15 protein-coding genes are annotated in these 16,207 nt (G+C 56.2%); 1 reads left to right on the forward strand and 14 read right to left on the reverse strand.

The features are described from left to right. Positions 1 to 19: 19 nt before the first annotated feature. From ACVX3G_RS13785 to hflX, 3 genes are all read right to left on the reverse strand, one after another. Positions 20 to 421 carry a MerR family transcriptional regulator gene (locus tag ACVX3G_RS13785; RefSeq protein WP_011230825.1) on the reverse strand — a complete coding sequence of 134 codons (402 nt, stop codon included), beginning with the start codon at positions 419 to 421 and terminating at the stop codon, positions 20 to 22. Positions 422 to 497: 76 nt separating this feature from the next. After that, entirely contained in the window at positions 498 to 1,769 is a 1,272-nt protein-coding gene (locus ACVX3G_RS13790; RefSeq protein WP_011230824.1) for a methionine gamma-lyase family protein, read from the reverse strand. Between the two features lie 13 nt (positions 1,770 to 1,782). Then, positions 1,783 to 3,030 carry a GTPase HflX gene (gene hflX, locus ACVX3G_RS13795; RefSeq protein ID WP_014195508.1) on the reverse strand — a complete coding sequence of 416 codons (1,248 nt, stop codon included), beginning with the start codon at positions 3,028 to 3,030 and terminating at the stop codon, positions 1,783 to 1,785. A 160-nt stretch (positions 3,031 to 3,190) separates the two neighbouring features. On the opposite strand from hflX, the gene ACVX3G_RS13800 reads away from it, so the two are divergent. After that, complete coding sequence (locus ACVX3G_RS13800; RefSeq protein WP_014195507.1) at positions 3,191 to 3,808, forward strand: trimeric intracellular cation channel family protein; 618 nt, start codon at positions 3,191 to 3,193, stop codon at positions 3,806 to 3,808. Between the two features lie 207 nt (positions 3,809 to 4,015). Here ACVX3G_RS13800 and ACVX3G_RS13805 read toward each other — a convergent pair whose 3' ends face one another. The 11 genes from ACVX3G_RS13805 to miaA all read right to left on the reverse strand — a co-directional run bounded on the left by ACVX3G_RS13805 (position 4,016) and on the right by miaA (position 16,051). After that, entirely contained in the window at positions 4,016 to 4,894 is an 879-nt protein-coding gene (locus tag ACVX3G_RS13805) for a DMT family transporter (protein WP_011230821.1), read from the reverse strand. A gap of 98 nt (positions 4,895 to 4,992) precedes the next feature. Further along, positions 4,993 to 5,562 (reverse strand): Uma2 family endonuclease, encoded by a 570-nt coding sequence (locus ACVX3G_RS13810; protein ID WP_014195504.1) that lies wholly within the window; start codon positions 5,560 to 5,562, stop codon positions 4,993 to 4,995. A gap of 150 nt (positions 5,563 to 5,712) precedes the next feature. Then, positions 5,713 to 6,864 (reverse strand): thiolase family protein, encoded by a 1,152-nt coding sequence (locus tag ACVX3G_RS13815; RefSeq protein WP_014195503.1) that lies wholly within the window; start codon positions 6,862 to 6,864, stop codon positions 5,713 to 5,715. Between the two features lie 133 nt (positions 6,865 to 6,997). Continuing rightward, positions 6,998 to 7,843 (reverse strand): 3-hydroxyacyl-CoA dehydrogenase family protein, encoded by an 846-nt coding sequence (locus tag ACVX3G_RS13820; protein ID WP_014195501.1) that lies wholly within the window; start codon positions 7,841 to 7,843, stop codon positions 6,998 to 7,000. A 14-nt stretch (positions 7,844 to 7,857) separates the two neighbouring features. After that, positions 7,858 to 9,477 carry a long-chain fatty acid--CoA ligase gene (locus ACVX3G_RS13825; protein ID WP_014195500.1) on the reverse strand — a complete coding sequence of 540 codons (1,620 nt, stop codon included), beginning with the start codon at positions 9,475 to 9,477 and terminating at the stop codon, positions 7,858 to 7,860. Between the two features lie 3 nt (positions 9,478 to 9,480). Further along, positions 9,481 to 10,554 (reverse strand): CaiB/BaiF CoA transferase family protein, encoded by a 1,074-nt coding sequence (locus ACVX3G_RS13830; RefSeq protein WP_011230816.1) that lies wholly within the window; start codon positions 10,552 to 10,554, stop codon positions 9,481 to 9,483. Between the two features lie 14 nt (positions 10,555 to 10,568). After that, complete coding sequence (locus ACVX3G_RS13835) at positions 10,569 to 11,714, reverse strand: acyl-CoA dehydrogenase family protein (RefSeq protein WP_011230815.1); 1,146 nt, start codon at positions 11,712 to 11,714, stop codon at positions 10,569 to 10,571. Between the two features lie 25 nt (positions 11,715 to 11,739). Beyond that, on the reverse strand, positions 11,740 to 13,314 hold the full coding sequence (locus tag ACVX3G_RS13840) for a fatty acid--CoA ligase (RefSeq protein WP_021322296.1): 1,575 nt from the start codon (positions 13,312 to 13,314) through the stop codon (positions 11,740 to 11,742). 259 nt (positions 13,315 to 13,573) lie between these two features. Then, the gene (gene spoVK, locus ACVX3G_RS13845) at positions 13,574 to 14,506 is read right to left on the reverse strand and encodes a stage V sporulation protein K (protein ID WP_011230813.1); all 933 of its coding nucleotides are present in this window, start codon (positions 14,504 to 14,506) and stop codon (positions 13,574 to 13,576) included. Between the two features lie 335 nt (positions 14,507 to 14,841). Then, positions 14,842 to 15,069: an RNA chaperone Hfq gene (gene hfq / locus ACVX3G_RS13850; protein ID WP_011230812.1), complete on the reverse strand. Its 228-nt coding sequence runs from the start codon at positions 15,067 to 15,069 to the stop codon at positions 14,842 to 14,844. A 34-nt stretch (positions 15,070 to 15,103) separates the two neighbouring features. After that, on the reverse strand, positions 15,104 to 16,051 hold the full coding sequence (gene miaA / locus ACVX3G_RS13855; RefSeq protein WP_011230811.1) for a tRNA (adenosine(37)-N6)-dimethylallyltransferase MiaA: 948 nt from the start codon (positions 16,049 to 16,051) through the stop codon (positions 15,104 to 15,106). Positions 16,052 to 16,207: the final 156 nt, after the last annotated feature.

Genomic DNA, 16,207 nt, shown 5'->3' on the forward strand with positions numbered 1-16,207 from the left:
CGGAAATCATTTTCCGTCATTAATGAAAGAAGCGAGCGAGATCTCCTTGGCGAAGCGATGCGCGCTGGAACCGCCCGGCCTGCAGCAATTCATTCCGCAAAATTTCGCGCAGTTCTTCGTCCGACAGCTTCGGTTTTCCTACTTTTTCGACTTTCTCCGCCTGCTGGTGGCGTCCTTCCTCCCGCGCGGCAAAAATTTGCTTAATGCCCGCCAAGTTGACGCCTTGGTCGATCAAATCTTTAATTTCCAGCAAGCGGTCAATGTCATTGAGCGAAAACAGCCTCCGGTTGCCTTCAGTGCGCGCTGGCGAAACGAGGCCGTGCTCTTCATAATAGCGGATTTGCCGAGCCGACAAGTCGGTCAGCTGCATCACAATCCCAATCGGAAACAATGGCATGGAACGACGAATTTGGCTGCTCATGCCAATTCCTCCTCGCTTTTGATACCTTTATTTTACCATAATGTTAGGAAATGAGTCAATGAAACGTGATGTTTCCTCACAAACAAATCAACCGCTGTTCAAGCAAACGCTGAATGGCGGAACAGACGGCGATTTTCACATGCGAATACGTCAATCCGCCTTGCACATACGCGACATATGGGGGGCGCAACGGCCCGTCGGCCGTCAACTCAATGCTTGCCCCTTGGACGAACGTGCCGGCGGCCATGATCACTTTGTCTTCATAGCCGGGCATGTCGCTCGGATACGGAGTGAAATGAGCGTTGACCGGGGAGGAAGCCTGAATCGCTTGGCAAAACGCCACCATTTGTTCCGGATCGTCAAAACGGACGGACTGAACCAAATCCGTGCGCTTCGCCTTCCACGATGGCGAGGTTTTTAGTCCGATCCGCTCGAGCATCGCCGCCGTAAAAACCGCCCCCTTGAGCGCCTGACCCACGGTGTGCGGCGCAAGGAAAAAGCCTTGATACATATCCGGCAAGCTGTAAAGCGACGGACCGACTTCCGCTCCAATGCCCGGCGAGGTCATCCGATAGGCGCACGCCTCCACATATTCCCGCTTGCCGACAATGTAGCCGCCCGTTTTCGCCAAGCCCCCTCCCGGGTTTTTAATGAGCGAGCCGGCCATCAAATCGGCGCCGACATGGCATGGCTCTTTCTCCTCGACGAATTCTCCGTAGCAATTGTCGACAAACACGACGACATCCGGTTTGATCGACTTGACGAATGCAATCATGTCGCCGATCTCTTCGACAGTAAACGACGGCCGGTCCGCATAGCCGCGCGAACGTTGAATGCCGATCATTTTCGTCCGCTCATGGATCGCTTCGCGAACGGCCGGAAAATCGACCATCCCTTCCGCTGTGAGCGGCACGCTGCGATAACGAATGCCAAACTCTTTCAGCGAGCCGACGCCGCGGCCGCGGACGCCGACGATTTCCTCAAGCGTATCGTACGGAGCGCCCGTGATGTAAAGCAACTCATCGCCCGGGCGCAACACGCCAAACAGCGCGATCGCAATCGCATGCGTGCCGGAAATGATTTGCGGGCGCACAAGCCCCGCTTCCGCTCCAAACACATCAGCGAAAATGCGATCGAGCGTATCGCGGCCCGCATCGTCATACCCATAACCGGTTGACGGAATGAAGTGGGCGTCGCTCACTTGATGGCGACGGAAGCTCTCAAGCACGCGGTATTGGTTGACGTCGACCAGTTCATCGATGCGGCGGTGAATCGGCGCGATTTGTGCTTCGATTTCCTCGATGAGAAGAGCGATGGTTTCTCCGTGTCTCCATTGTGTCCAAAACATAGATGAACCCTTTCTACCGTTGGAATGATTGCAGCTCCCCATACAAGGGGTGCGTCGGCAGCACGTACCCTTGGCAGTCGTACGTGCCTCCCTGTTCATTATAATGCCATTCGTGCAAAATGGTGTCCGATTTTAACCGAGCGAGCAATTTTCCTTCACCGCTTGGGATCGACACGTCGTAACGGGCCATTTGCTGTTTCACCGCCTCTTCAAGAAAATAGCGGAGCCGGTCAATGTCGGCGGCGGAAAGCGCGCTGATCATGATGGAAGCAGTCGTTGTCGGAATGAATTCCGACGCTTTTTGATCGCTTTTATTGTACACCGTGACCATCGGAATGGAAGAAGCCCCTAATTCAGCGAGCAGCCGCGACACCGTTCGCTCGTGCGCAACGTAATCCGGATGAGACGAATCGACGACGTGAAGCAATAGATCGGCTTCCGTCACTTCCTCGAGCGTCGAGCGGAACGCGGCGACAAGTGTCGTCGGCAAATCTTGAATGAACCCGACCGTATCGGTGACAAGCACCGTGTAGCCGCATGGCAAGACACATTTGCGCGTCAACGGGTCGAGCGTGGCAAACAACAAGTTTTCTTCCAACGAATCGGCGGCGGTCAGCCGATTGAAAATCGTTGATTTGCCGGCGTTTGTATAGCCGACGAGCGCCACTTGAAACGCTTGGTTTTTTTGCCGGCGCTCGCGGTAGCGCCCTCGATGCTCAGCAATGCGCACAAGCTCAGCTTTAATGTCGTCAATGCGGCGGCGAATATGGCGGCGGTCGGTCTCGAGCTTCGTCTCCCCCGGGCCGCGCGTGCCGATGCCGCCGCCCAAGCGGGATAGCGCCTCTCCTTGACCGCTAAGGCGCGGCAACATATACTCCAGCTGGGCGAGCTCGACTTGCAGCTTTCCTTCTTTTGAGCGGGCGCGCCTTGCAAAAATGTCTAAAATCAGCTGCGTCCGGTCAATCACTTTCACCTCGCCAAGCATTTTCGTCAAATTGCGCGCTTGGCTTGGAGAGAGCTCGCTGTTGAAAATAACCACGTCCGGTTCCAGCTGCTTGACTATGGCGGCGAGCTCTTCCGTTTTCCCTTTGCCGATATACGTCGCCGGGTGCGGCGCTTCACGTTTTTGCGTCAACTCTGCCACAACCTCGCCGTTCGCCGTCGCAACGAGCGAAGCGAGCTCCTCCATCGAATAGCGAAACCGTTCATCATCGACACCAGCGAGCTGGCAGCCGACAAGGATCGCTTGTTCACGGCTCATGGCATCCCCCTTCCTTTCCCTCGCGGCGAACATGTTCTCTACGTTCATGATACCAAATCCCACCGTCGGTCTGCTAGTTCGTTCCAAAAAAACGATTGATTTTCCGCCGCTTTTGCCCCTACAATGATACAAGAACACCGTACGGAAAGGAACAGCACGAATGACGTGGGAAGTATTGAGCATCATCGGCACGATCGCCTTTGCCATTAGCGGGGCGATCGTCGCGATGGAAGAGGAGTACGATTTGCTTGGGGTGTACATTTTAGGGATTGTCACCGCTTTTGGCGGCGGGGCGGTGCGCAATTTGCTGATCGGGGTTCCCGTGTCGGCGTTATGGGAACAGCAGCCGCTCTTTCTTGTCGCTTTGGCGGCCATGACAGTTGTGTATTTGTTCCCAAAGCAAATGCTGCCGCCGTGGAAGCGGTGGGGCAACTTTTTTGACGCCCTTGGGTTGTCCGCGTTCGCCATTCAAGGAGCGCTGTACGCGGCAAACATGGGGCATCCATTAAGCGCGGTCATCGTCGCCGCGGTGTTGACCGGAAGCGGCGGCGGCATTATCCGTGACGTGTTGGCGGGAAGAAAGCCGCTCGTGTTGCGCGCAGAAATTTATGCCGCCTGGGCCATTCTCGCCGGCCTCGCCGTTGGGCTGAAATGGGCCGAATCGCCCATGGAGCTGTATGTGTTGTTGATTGTCGTCGCCGCTTTGCGCGTTTTGTCATACACGTACGGCTGGAAGCTGCCGCGGCGGGCGGTCGGAGAAAAAGCGGGCGAGCAATGATCAAACGGCAAAAGCAACAACTACTCATTGATTTATACGAAAAGATAGACTTTTGTATAAATCGTCCCATTCCGTTTGACAGCCGTTGTATGGCTCCTCTCTGCCCCTGCCTCTTGGTACGAAGGAAGCGAAAAGAAGCAAAACCGTAAGCACGGAAGCGAAGGCGCCCAACGCGGACTCCTCGCTTTTGGTTTGCTGACGCCTTCCTTACGCGCTTTGCTCGCTTCGCACCGCCACGGCCACGCCGGCAGCAATGAGCGCCCCGCCGAGCCAAAACGAGACATCGAGTTGCTCTTGTAAAAACAGCCGGCCAAAGAGCGAGCCGACGAGCGGCTGGAAAAAGAAAAAGAGCGAGCCGACGCCGGCATCGATCATTTCCATCCCTTTGTTCCAAAGAAAAAATGCTCCCGCTGTCGATACAACGCCAAGATACAACACCCCAAGGGCGACGGGAACACTCCAATGGCTCGCAGCAAGCCCCGGCCCTTCGGCGAGCATCATCGGCGTCATGCCAATGAGTGCCACAAAAATGGCATACGTGGTGATCGAAAACACGGACAAGCGGGCCGAAGCGATTTTCACGAGCACCGACAACAGCGCCCAAGTGACCGCCGCGCCGACTAAGCAAACGTTGCCAAGAAACGTTGATTCTTCTCCGCCTCCTAAGCCGACGATGACGATGACGCCGAATGTCGCCAATAGGAGCGCGCCAAGCTTCCGCCATGTGAGCGCCTCACCAATCAGCCAGCGGGCAAACAAAACGACAAACGCCGGCGTCGAGGCGGTGATGAGCGAAGCGGTATGGGCGTTCGACCATTTCGTGCCGACAAACTGCAAGGAAATGGAAACGACGTAGCCGATGATCCCGACCGTGATAATCATTCCCCAGTCACGCCCGTTCTTTGGGGGGCGCTCGCGTTTCGCCACGGCGACGGCGCCCAGCACGATCAAGGCGACGGCGTAGCGCAGCCAGACGAGCGTAAACGGCGGAATGTAGTCCAACACGTATTTGCTCACCACATACATCCCGCCCCAAATGCCAGCGGCAAGGGATAAATAGAAGGAAGCGAGAAAGGCTTGCTTCATGACATCGATCCCCTTTGCTTTCTTCTTTCTGCTGCTGACACCAAAAGCGAAGCCGTTATTTCCAGAGATGGCAGCCAAACAAGGTTGTTCTCCATCAGCTACACATCGCTTTCTTCCCGAGGAAACACGGGGGCGAGCGAAACCGTCAAATCCGGTTGCCAAAAAGAAACCAACTCATCGCTTGGCCCGAAAACCGCTCGCTGTTGAAATCGTCCATCTTGCCAGCTGAGCACTTCGATCGTTCGATTGCTGGGGTCTACAATCCAATATTCATGCACACCATATTTTTCGTATAAATAGTATTTCTGGTTTCGATCACGCAAGGCGGTGCTTGGTGACAGCACTTCCACAACGAGATCGGGAGCCCCTTTCATTCGCCGATTCCCGATTTGCTCAACCCGACAAACAACTGATAAATCCGGCTGAACAACCGTTTTCGCCATCCGTTCCGGCTCCTCAGGATCAAGCTGAACATCAAACGGGGCAAGAATGACATGACAGCCACGCGCCTGAAAATACGAAGCCAATGCAAGGTGCAGTTGTCCGACCACATACTGGTGCTCAAACGACGGAGACGCCAATAAATAGGGAACACCATCGATCAGTTCCCAATTTCCTTCCCAATGTTCAATGTCGCGATACGTGTAAAACGGCTTCTCCTTCTGCACTGCGCTTCCCCTTTCACTTGCTTTTCTTTCATCTTATCACATCGCTCCAGTTCCGTCCCATATTTTTATTTTCTCGTCATGACAGAAAAAACAGCGGCTGCCACCGCTGTCGAGTGTGTGTCAAACAAATGTTTTTTCCACGCGTTGCTCTTACTCCCGCTCGATGATCGTGGCCGTCGCCATCCCGTGGCCGATGCAAATCGTCAATAGCCCATAGCGGCCGCCGCGCCGTTCAAGTTCATGAACAAGCGACGTCATGAGCTTCGCACCGGTGGCGCCGAGCGGATGGCCAAGCGCAATGGCGCCGCCGTTGACATTCACCTTCTCAAGCGGAGCGCCGATTTCTTTTTGCCAGGCGAGCACGACCGGGGCGAACGCTTCGTTGATTTCAATGAGGTCGATGTCATCGATCGAGAGGCCGGCTTTTTTCAGCACTTGCCTCGTCGCCGGAATGACGCCATCGAGCATATACGTCGGGTCGGAGCCGACGACCGTTTGCGCGACAATGCGCGCTTTCGGCTTCAGTCCGAACCGCCTCGCCGCCTCCCGTTCCATCAAAAGCACAGCGGCCGCCCCGTCGCTCATTTGGCTCGCATTGCCAGCGGTGATGAGACCGTCTTCTTGAAACACCGGCTTGAGCGCGGCGAGCGCTTCCGGCGATGTGTCGGCCCGCGGCCCTTCATCATCGGTGACAAGGATTTCGCGGCCATCGCGGTCAAGCCCTTTCACCGGGACGATTTCCGCGCGAAACTTCCCTTCGCGCAAGGCCGCCAAGGCGCGTTGATGGCTTTCGTACGCGTAGGCGTCAAGCTCCTCGCGCGTTAGGCCGTATTTTTTGGCGATCCGCTCAGCCGAGACACCTTGGTGGATGAATTCGTATTTTTCATGAAGCGACGGCGGAATCGTCTGCTCGTTGCCATCGCTTAAAATCGGCACTTTCGTCATGCTTTCGACCCCGGCGGCGATCGTGACATCCATATCGCCGGAGCGGATTTCCTGGGCGGCGAAATGAATCGCCTGCTGCCCCGAGCCGCACATTCGGTTGATTTGCACTGCCGGCACTTCGATCGGGAATCCGGCCTCAAGCGCCGCCAGCCGGCCGATGTTGTACCCTTGTTCGGCGACCGGCGTCACGCAGCCCATGACGATGTCTTCCACCGCCCCTTTGTCCATGCCGGCCCGGCGCACGACTTCATCGAGCACCACCGCGGCCAAATGGACCGGATGAACGTCCCGGAAGACGCCGTTCCGCTTGCCGACCGGCGTCCTGACCGCTTCGACAATGACCGCTTCACGCACCATGCAACTTCCTCCTTTTGCTCTACTTTCGTGATTTCTTCGTTGCCTTGCCTATTCGGGCGCTTCCACACGGGCGAAAGCGGGCGCTCTTTAAGCGCTTGTTGGCGCGCGGCATCAGATGGACGGCGAGCGCTGCTCAATACGTGTAAAACCCTTTCCCCGTCTTCCGCCCTAAATGCCCGGCTTCAACGAGCTTGCGCAAAAGCTGCGGCGCCCGGAACCGGTCGCCGTATGCTTCCGTCATGTTTTCACTCACAAACAAGAGCGTATCAAGCCCGACCATGTCGGCCAGCTCCAGCGGCCCCATCGGATAATTGAGGCCAAGCCGCACCGCTTTGTCGATATCCTCAGCGGAAGCAACTCCTTCTTCGTACATGCGGATGCATTCAATCATATGGGCGGCAAGCGCCCGTGTCGTCACAAACCCTTGCCGGTCTTTCACGACGACCGTTTCTTTGCCAAGCTCCACAGACAGCCGACGGATGGCGTCGACTGTGTCGTCGGAAGTCGTCTCACCTTTCACAATTTCGATCAACTTCATCACTGGCGCCGGATTGAACCAATGCATGCCGATGACGTTCTCCGGCCGGTTGGTCGCGGCGGCAAGCGCCGTGACGCTCAGCTCGGATGTGTTGGTCGCTAAAATGGCGTCCGGCTTCGCCAATTGATCAAGCTGCTGAAACACGTCTTTTTTCAGCGCCAAGTTTTCCGGCACGGCTTCGATGACGACATCCGCCCCGCGCACCGCTTCGGCCAAATCGACGGTCGAGCGGATGCGCCCGAGCGCCGCTCGCGCTTCCGGCTCGGACAGCCCGCCGGTTTTGACAAAGCGGCGCAAGCTTTTTTCCGCCGAAGCGAGCCCATTTTGCAAGGCCGCTTCGGACACGTCATATAAATACACCGTTTTTCCCGCCATCGCCGCCGTTTGCGCGATGCCGCTTCCCATCACCCCGGCGCCGATGACCGCAATCGTTTCTGCCACGGTGTCCGCCTCCTTTACTCCTTCGCCGCATCGGCATAGCGCGCTGCCATCTCATCGCGCAGTTTCCGCTTCAAAAACTTGCCGACGCTCGTTTTCGGAATTTCATCGAGAAACACAATGTCATCCGGCAGCCACCATTTTGTAAATTGCGGGCGCAAAAAGTCGTACAGCTCTTCTTTCGTGACGCGTTTTCCTTCTTTCAGCACGACGCAGGCAATCGGGCGCTCTTGCCATTTCGGATGCGGCACAGCGACGACCGCCGCTTCGAACACCGCCTCATGGGCCATGAGCGCATTCTCCAAATCAACCGATGAAATCCATTCGCCGCCGCTTTTAATGACATCCTTCGTCCGGTCGACAATTTTCACAAACCCTTCTTCGTCCACGGTGACGACATCGCCGGTATGCAGCCAACCGTCGCGGAACGCGTCTTTCGTCCGGTCGTCGTTGTAGTATTCGGCAGCAATCCACGGACCGCGCAAGCAAAGCTCGCCCATTTCCTGCCCGTCCCAACGAACCGGCCCGTTTTGGCCGATCACTTTCATCTCAAGCCCTGGAGCAAGCAGCCCTTGCTTGGCGCGAATGTCCAGTTTCTCCTCGTACGACAGCCCGTCTTGATAACTTTTCGGGCGCGAGACGAGCACAAGCGGGCTCGTTTCCGTCATGCCGTACGCGTGAATGAACGGAATGCCGTATTTTTCTTCAAACGCGCGGATGATCCCTTTCGGCGCGGCTGAACCGCCGCAAATGACGCGCGTCAGGCTGCTGACGTCATAGTTTCCTTTCTCCAACTCTTGCAACAGCCCGAGCCAAATCGTCGGCACGCCAGCGGTGATCGTCACCCGTTCGGAGTCAATCAGCTCGGCAAGCACTTTCGGCGTAAACGCCGGTCCCGGCATGACGATCGTCGAACCGAACCAAGTGGCGGCAAACGGCAGCCCCCAGGCGTTGACATGGAACATCGGCACGACCGGCATGACGACATCGCGCTCGCACAGCCCTTGCGTGTCAGCCAGCCCGAGCGCCATCGCATGCAGAACGGTGCTCCGGTGCGTATAGACGACCCCTTTCGGACGGCCCGTTGTCGCCGACGTATAGCACATACCGGCCGGTTGGTATTCATCGAGATCTTTTAAAAACGGGAATGTTGGATCGCCGTCCGCGAGCAGCTTCTCGTAATGGTACACCGGCGACAGCGTCGTGTCCGGCAGCTCATCCTTATCAGTCATGATAATGAAAGCGCGCACGTTCGGGATCTCGTCTTTCACCGCTTCAATCGCCGGCAGCAAATCATCATCGATCAGCAGCACACGGTCATCGGCGTGGTTGATGATGTAAGAGATATGCTGCGGCGAGAGGCGGATGTTGATCGTATGGAGCACCGCCCCGATGCCGGGAATGGCAAAATACGCTTCCAAATGGCGGTGATGGTTCCAAGCGAACGTGCCAACGCGGTCGCCGACTTCCACCCCGAGCCGCTTCAACACGCTTGACAGCCTGCGCGTCCGCTCGCCGATCTCCTTGTATGTATGGCGGACGACGCCTTCTTTCATGCGCGAAACGACTTGCTTTTTTGGGAAAAACAACTCCGCCCGCTCAAGCATCATGGAAATGTTTAACGGTGTTTTCATCATCGGTCATTCCTCCCCCTTTACCAAATGCGCATGTTCATTGACTTTAGGCGGCTCCCCGCCGCCCCATTGGCCGTCCGGCCCATGTGCGGCCGTCCATGCGCCGCCCGGCTGCAGCCGAACGAGATGGCGGAGCCGGCTGTCAGCAAACAGCGCCTTCGCCTCACCCGTCTCCAGCACCGGGGCAAGGCAGACGTCGACCGCTTCGGCGAACGCGCTCCACTCATCCAATGTCTTTTCACGGAACAAGGCGGCGAGCTCGTCATATACGGCTTCCCCCGATCGCGCCGGCGCCCATTGCGCCTCCGTCCATTCCGGATGGCCGACCGCCTCGCAAAACCGCTGCCAAAAGTGCGGCTCGAGCGCCGCTAAACTCATATAACGGCCGTCTTTTGTCTCATACAGCTGGTAGCACACCACCTCCCCAGACAACTCGGAAAGACCGGTCTTCGGCCCACCGCCGTGTTCAATGGCAAAATGGCCAGCCATCATCGCTGCCAAGCCATCGACAAGCGAAACATCAAGATGGGCGCCTTTGCCGGTTCGCTCGCGTGCAAAGAGGGCAGCCAAAATGCGCTCGGCCGCCGCCATGCCGCCGATAAAATCGGCAAGCGTGATCTTCGGATGAACCGGGCGGCCGCGTTCATCGGCCAGCTGCGCAAGCAAGCCGGAGAGCGCCATATAGTTTAAATCATGGCTGCCAAGCAATGAGCGGCTGCTCTGTTGACCGAAGCCGCTGATCGAGCAATAGATGATTTGTTCGTTCATGCGGCACATATCGTCATAACCGAGCCCAAGCCGCGCCATCACCCCGGGGCGGAAGCTTTCGATCACTACATCGGCGCGGGCGGCGAGCCGCCGGGCTTGCTCGCGACCCGCGTCCGTTTTTAAATCCAACCCGATGCTTTTTTTGCCGGCGTTATAGGCGGCAAACAACCGGCCCTCGGCGAACGGGCGCAGCCGATCGCCGGATGGGGGCTCAATTTTGATGACTTCTGCTCCGAGCTGGGCGAGCCGCCAGCTGGCAAATGGGCCCGGCAAGTAATGGGAAAAATCAACGACTACAATGCCACGAAGCATATCTTTCCCTCTCTCTACAAATCTAGCTGCCGGGCGATGATTGTTTTCATCATCTCGTTCGTCCCAGCGTAAATGGCGCTTACGGGAATGTCGCGATAGCGCCGGGCGATCTCATATTCTTCCATATAACCATAACCGCCGTGCAGCTGCATCGCCTCGGCCGCGACACGTTTTGCCATCTCGGTAATCCACCATTTCGCCATCGACACTTCCGTGACGATCTGTTTTCCCGCCATATGCTCTTCAATGACGCGGTCGACAAACGTGCGGCCAAGGGCGATTTCCGTCGCCATCTCGGCAAGGCGGAACTGGACGGTCTGAAACTCGCTCACCCGTTTGCCGAACGCCGTGCGCTGTTTGACATATTGCTTCGTCAAGGAAAACATCACTTCCGCCGCCGTTTGTGCGGCAATGGCGACAACGAGCCGCTCCTGCTGGAGCTTTTCCATCAAATAGTAAAAACCTTTTCCTTCCTCGCCGAGCAAATTATATGCCGGCACTTTCGCATCTTGGAAAAACAGTTCGGCGGTATCTTGGGCGTGCAGCCCGACTTTCTCGAGCTTCCGACCGCGCGTAAACCCCGGCGTATCCCGCTCCACGACGAGCAGGCTGATGCCGCGGTGCGGCGGCTTTGCCTGCGGGTCGGTTTTGCAGGCGACGACGATCAAGTCGGCATGAATGCCGTTCGTGATAAACGTTTTTTGTCCGTTGACGATGTAGTAGTCACCGTCTTTTACTGCCGTTGTCGAAATGTTGGCCAAATCCGAACCCGCCCCCGGCTCGGTCATGGCGATCGCCGTGATGAGCTCGCCGGTGACGCATTTTGGCAGCCATTTTTGTTTTTGCTCCTCGGTTCCGTACGATGCGATATACGGCGTGACGATGTCGTTGTGCAGGCCGATGCCGACGAGGCTCGATCCGACTTTTTCCAGTTCTTCATTGATGACGACTGAGTAGGCAAAATCGGCGTTTAGACCCCCATACTTCTCATCGACCCACGGGCAAAGAAAGCCGTTCTCGCCCATCTTCGCCCAAAACGAACGCGGAATGATGCCGCGCTTCTCCCAATCGTTATAATGCGGGTACGCTTCTTTTTCCAAAAACTTGCGAAACGCCGCGCGGAACATATGGTGCTCCTCACGCAAATAGCGAGCCGTCACCCGTTCATCCCTCTCTTCTGTTCGGTCACTTTTTCTCTGTTCCGCCCGTCGCCTGTTTTTTCAGCTGTTCGCGCAGCAAAAACTTTTGGATTTTCCCGCTCGCGTTGCGCGGCAGGGCATCGATGAAATAGTAGGCGCGCGGACGTTTGTACGGAGCGAGGCGGTCGCTCGTTTTGCAAAACTGCTCGAGCTCATCGGCGGTCAGGAGGTCATCTTTTTTGACCACGAAGGCGACGACTTTTTCGCCCCACAACTCATCCGGCTCACCGAGCACAGCGACATCGAGCACTTTCGGATGCTCGTACAACACGTCCTCGACTTCGCGCGGATAGACGTTTTCCCCGCCGCTGATCACCATGTCATCGACCCGGTCGGCGACATACAAGTAGCCGTCTTCATCAAGGTAGCCGAGGTCGCCGGAATGATACCAACCTTTGTACAACGCTTTTTCCGTCGCTTCCTCGCGCTTGTAGTAGCCAGCCATCATGCACGGCCCGCGCATCACAATTTCACCGACTTCATATGGCGGCAGCACATCGTCTGGGTCGGACGGCCCGTCTTCACGCGCACGGACGACGCGGATCTCATGGTTCAGGCAGGCGCGTCCAGCGGAACCGGCTTTTTTCAGCTGCTCGTCTTCCAACAAAAACGTCACCGCCGGCCCCATTTCCGTCATGCCGTACGCTTGAATCAGCTCGATGCCGAGCTGCTCTTGGCATTGCCTGACAAGCGCTGGAGCCATCGGAGCGGCGCCGTATAGGCCGAGGCGAAGCGAAGATAAATCGTAACCGCTTACATTCTCCTGCAAGATCATGTTCCACATCGTCGGGGCTCCAAACATGATCGTAATCCGCTCCCGTTCGATCGTTTCAAGCACGAGCTTGGCGTCAAAATGGTGCAAAATGACGCTCGCCGCTCCGGCATGCACGCGCGGCAGCAAGCAGCAATGCAGCTCGGCGCAATGGAACAGCGGCGCTGCCGCCAGCCCGCGATCCGTCTCGCGGATGCGCATGACGCCATGGCAAATGACGCTTTGCTCGATCATGTCGCGGTGACGGTGCATCACTCCTTTTGGACGCCCAGTTGTGCCGCTTGTATACATAATGGCATAAAGATCGCTCTCATCCACATGAACACGCGGCGCTTCCCCTAGGGCCCGCGCGGCCTGCTCGTGAGCGTTTTTGGCAAACGGCGGCGGATCGCGGTCGATCGACCAAAATGACACGTGCGGGAAACGGCTGTGAATCGCGGCAAGTTCCGGTTCCACCGCCCGTTCAAACAGCACGATTTTCGGCTCGGCGTCCGTCAAAATATAGGCGATTTCTTCCGCCCTCAGCCGAAAGTTGATCGGATTGAACACCGCGCCGATTTTGGCGCAGGCAAACAAGGCGGTCGCGAGCTCAAGCGTATTGTACAGCACCGTCGAAACGCGATCTCCTTTGCGGACGCCCGCTTCCAAAAACGCGTTCGCCCACCGGTTCACTTCCCTCTCCCATTCGGCGTACGTATAGCGGCGTCCGGTCGCCGCGTCGACGACCGCCTCCCGGTTTGGAAACTTTCGCACTGTCTGGGAAAACATCTCCCCAATCGTCATGTACAAGCGCCTTTCCCCCTTTTCTCCGAATGGACGCAGGGCGTGCAGATCCACTAGACAGATCATTCAGATAAATAGGTGTATGATGCCCCCGCTGTTTATGTATTCGCTCTTTTTGATCGCATTCCTCTTTTTTGCGGCACAAAAAAGAAAGGAAGACCTCTTTCTTTCGACAAGAAAAAGAAAGAGGAGCCTCCTTGGCTTTTTTATCATCTCGCGCCGAGAAGACCCCCACTTCCACGCGTGAGCGTAGGTGGGAGAGCGTTCAAGCATGAATCACTAAATCGCGGTCACGGATCGTCATCAGCTCTTTTTTGTCGTAGCGCCCTTCATGAAGAAGGCGGACCGCCTGCTTGCGGATCGCTTTTTCGATTAAGTTGCGCACATAGCGGCCGTTGCTGAACTTGAGGCGGCCGGTCGCTTCCAGCGTCCCTTCGAGATGAATGTACAGTTTCCGCTCCGCTTCCGGCGTCATTTCATACTCGCGTTCGCGCAGCATTTGCTTGGCGATTTGCACAAGCTCCTCGACCGTATAATCGGGAAACTCGATCGTGAGAGGAAAGCGCGACGGCAAGCCGGGATTTAGCGACAAAAAGTAGTCCATTTCTTTCGGATAGCCGGCCAAAATCACAACCAAGTCGTCGCAATAGTCTTCCATCCCTTTGACAAGCGTGTCAATCGCTTCTTTGCCGAAATCTTTTTCGCCCCCGCGGGCGAGCGAATACGCTTCATCGATGAACAAAATTCCGCCGCGCGCTTTTTTGATCAAATCGCGCGTTTTGCTCGCCGTATGCCCGATGTACTCTCCGACCAAATCGGCCCGCTCCGCCTCGATGAAATGCCCTTTGGACAGCACGTTCATCTCAAAAAACAGCTTGCCGAGCAAGCGCGCCACCGTCGTTTTGCCGGTGCCGGGATTGCCTTTGAAAATCATATGGAGCGCCTGGCGGTTGGCCTTTAAGCCGTTCTCCTTGCGCAGCCGGTTGATGTACAGCCAGGCGTAAATTTCCTTGATGATTTTTTTGACATGATCAAGGCCGATCAGCTGATCAAGCTCCTTTTGAATATTGCGGAGCGCCTGATGCTCTTCGCCATCGAGCCAGTCGTTTCTCTCTTCTTTCACTAAATGGTTTACCGTTTTGGAGTTCAACACGATGTTGATTTGCCCTTTCGCCTTGTTCATCGTCAATTCTGACAAGGGGCGTCACCTCGCTTCCCGTTTTCTGCCATCCGCACCCGTTCCGACTTGGCTTTTGACGCCTTGCCTTTTCGTTACTAGTATACGTACGCCACCGCCGATCCGTGACAATCGCCCAAACGAACAGCGGGTCGGCTATAGCGGAAAAAGTTTGTATATGTTTATTCACAAAAGCGGCGGTTTACGCATCTGAATTCACCTCGTCCCTCACTTCCCTTCGGGTGACGCAGGAGCTTGTCGATCAAATAGCGGGCGCGGAAGGAAAACGGGAAATGGCAAAAGGCGCCCTCCGCGAAGGAAGGCGCCTTTTTTCGGCGGCGTATGTACCGTCGGTCTTACTGTTCGGTTTCAAAATGGATGTTCCGCTCCGGCGCAAACGTCGAAATGGCGTGCTTGTAAATGAGCTGTTGTTTTCCTTGCACTTCCAAAAGTACGGTGAAGTTGTCAAACCCTTTAATGTATCCGCGCAGTTGGAAGCCGTTCAATAAGAAGACGGTCACTTGAATGCCCTCTTTGCGCAGCTGGTTTAAAAACTGGTCTTGAATATTGATCGTATTTTTCATCAAACGTCCTCCTCTTTTCTCTCTAAGGATATAATTATATATTCGCTTCAAGTTGAAGCTTTCCTGCTACATAGCGAGAAATTTCCTCCACCTTGGCGGCGAACTGCCCAGCGTCGGTCATGTCAAACCATTTCACCGGCATTTGGTTGCGAAACCAAGTGAGCTGCCGTTTCGCATAGCGGCGCGAATTTTGTTTCAGCTGCTCGATCGCTTCATCAAGGGAAACGCGGCCGTCAAAATAGTCGTACAGCTCCTTGTAGCCGATGGCTTGCACCGCCTGGCAGTCGCGCAGGCCGCGGTCATAAAGCGCCCTCGCCTCTTCGATCAACCCTGCGGCGATCATCTCATCGACCCGCTCGTTGATGCGGCGGTAAAGCGCCTCCCGCTCCGCCGTCAAGCCAACGATGGCCGCCTCATACAAAAGCCGCTTTGACTGCCCTTGCTGCCACTCGCTGAACGGCTTTCCGGTGCAATGATACACTTCTAAGGCGCGGATGACGCGGCGGATGTTGTGCGGATGAATGCGGGCCGCACTTATTGGATCAACCGCCTCAAGCCGCCGGTGAAGCGCTTCGGCTCCTTGCTCGGCCGCCAGCTGTTTGAGCGCCCGGCGGTACGCTTCGTCGGAAGGGGCGGCGGAAAATTGGTAATCGTAAAGGGCTGCCTGAATGTACAGCCCGGTGCCGCCGACGATGATCGGCAGCCGGCCGCGCGCCGAAATCTCGGTGATGAGCGCACGGCAAAGCCGCTGAAATTCGACGACGGAAAACGGTTCGCACGGCTCTTTGATGTCCAGCAAATGATGCGGGATTCCTTCCATCTCATCGGGCTTCACTTTCGCCGTGCCAATGTCCATCCCTTTATAAATTTGCATCGAATCGCCGCTGATGACCTCTCCGCCCAGCTTTTTCGCCAACGCGATGCCGAGCTTCGTTTTGCCGACCGCCGTCGGCCCGACGATGACGGCGACTTTTTCAGCCATAGCGCGTCACTGCTTTCTGTTGTGGGACTTGTGTCAACCATCATTATACATAAAAACAGCTGTGCATGGAACCATTTCTTTCATACGTTTTCGCCATCCACAAATCGTTTTATACATGGCAGCGCGAAAAATCGCCTTTCTTCCCTTTCGCCATAA

Source organism: Geobacillus sp. PLS 41, assembly GCF_056494105.1.

Bases quoted from the DNA above. Each gene is read 5' to 3' on its own strand.
- ACVX3G_RS13785 (WP_011230825.1), bottom strand. From the start codon at position 421: ATGAGCAGCCAAATTCGTCGTTCCATGCCATTGTTTCCGATTGGGATT.
- ACVX3G_RS13790 (WP_011230824.1), bottom strand. From the start codon at position 1,769: ATGTTTTGGACACAATGGAGACACGGAGAAACCATCGCTCTTCTCATC.
- hflX (WP_014195508.1), bottom strand. From the start codon at position 3,030: ATGAGCCGTGAACAAGCGATCCTTGTCGGCTGCCAGCTCGCTGGTGTC.
- ACVX3G_RS13800 (WP_014195507.1), top strand. From the start codon at position 3,191: ATGACGTGGGAAGTATTGAGCATCATCGGCACGATCGCCTTTGCCATT.
- ACVX3G_RS13805 (WP_011230821.1), bottom strand. From the start codon at position 4,894: ATGAAGCAAGCCTTTCTCGCTTCCTTCTATTTATCCCTTGCCGCTGGC.
- ACVX3G_RS13815 (WP_014195503.1), bottom strand. From the start codon at position 6,864: ATGGTGCGTGAAGCGGTCATTGTCGAAGCGGTCAGGACGCCGGTCGGC.
- ACVX3G_RS13825 (WP_014195500.1), bottom strand. From the start codon at position 9,477: ATGATGAAAACACCGTTAAACATTTCCATGATGCTTGAGCGGGCGGAG.
- ACVX3G_RS13830 (WP_011230816.1), bottom strand. From the start codon at position 10,554: ATGCTTCGTGGCATTGTAGTCGTTGATTTTTCCCATTACTTGCCGGGC.
- hfq (WP_011230812.1), bottom strand. From the start codon at position 15,069: ATGAAAAATACGATCAATATTCAAGACCAGTTTTTAAACCAGCTGCGC.
- miaA (WP_011230811.1), bottom strand. From the start codon at position 16,051: ATGGCTGAAAAAGTCGCCGTCATCGTCGGGCCGACGGCGGTCGGCAAA.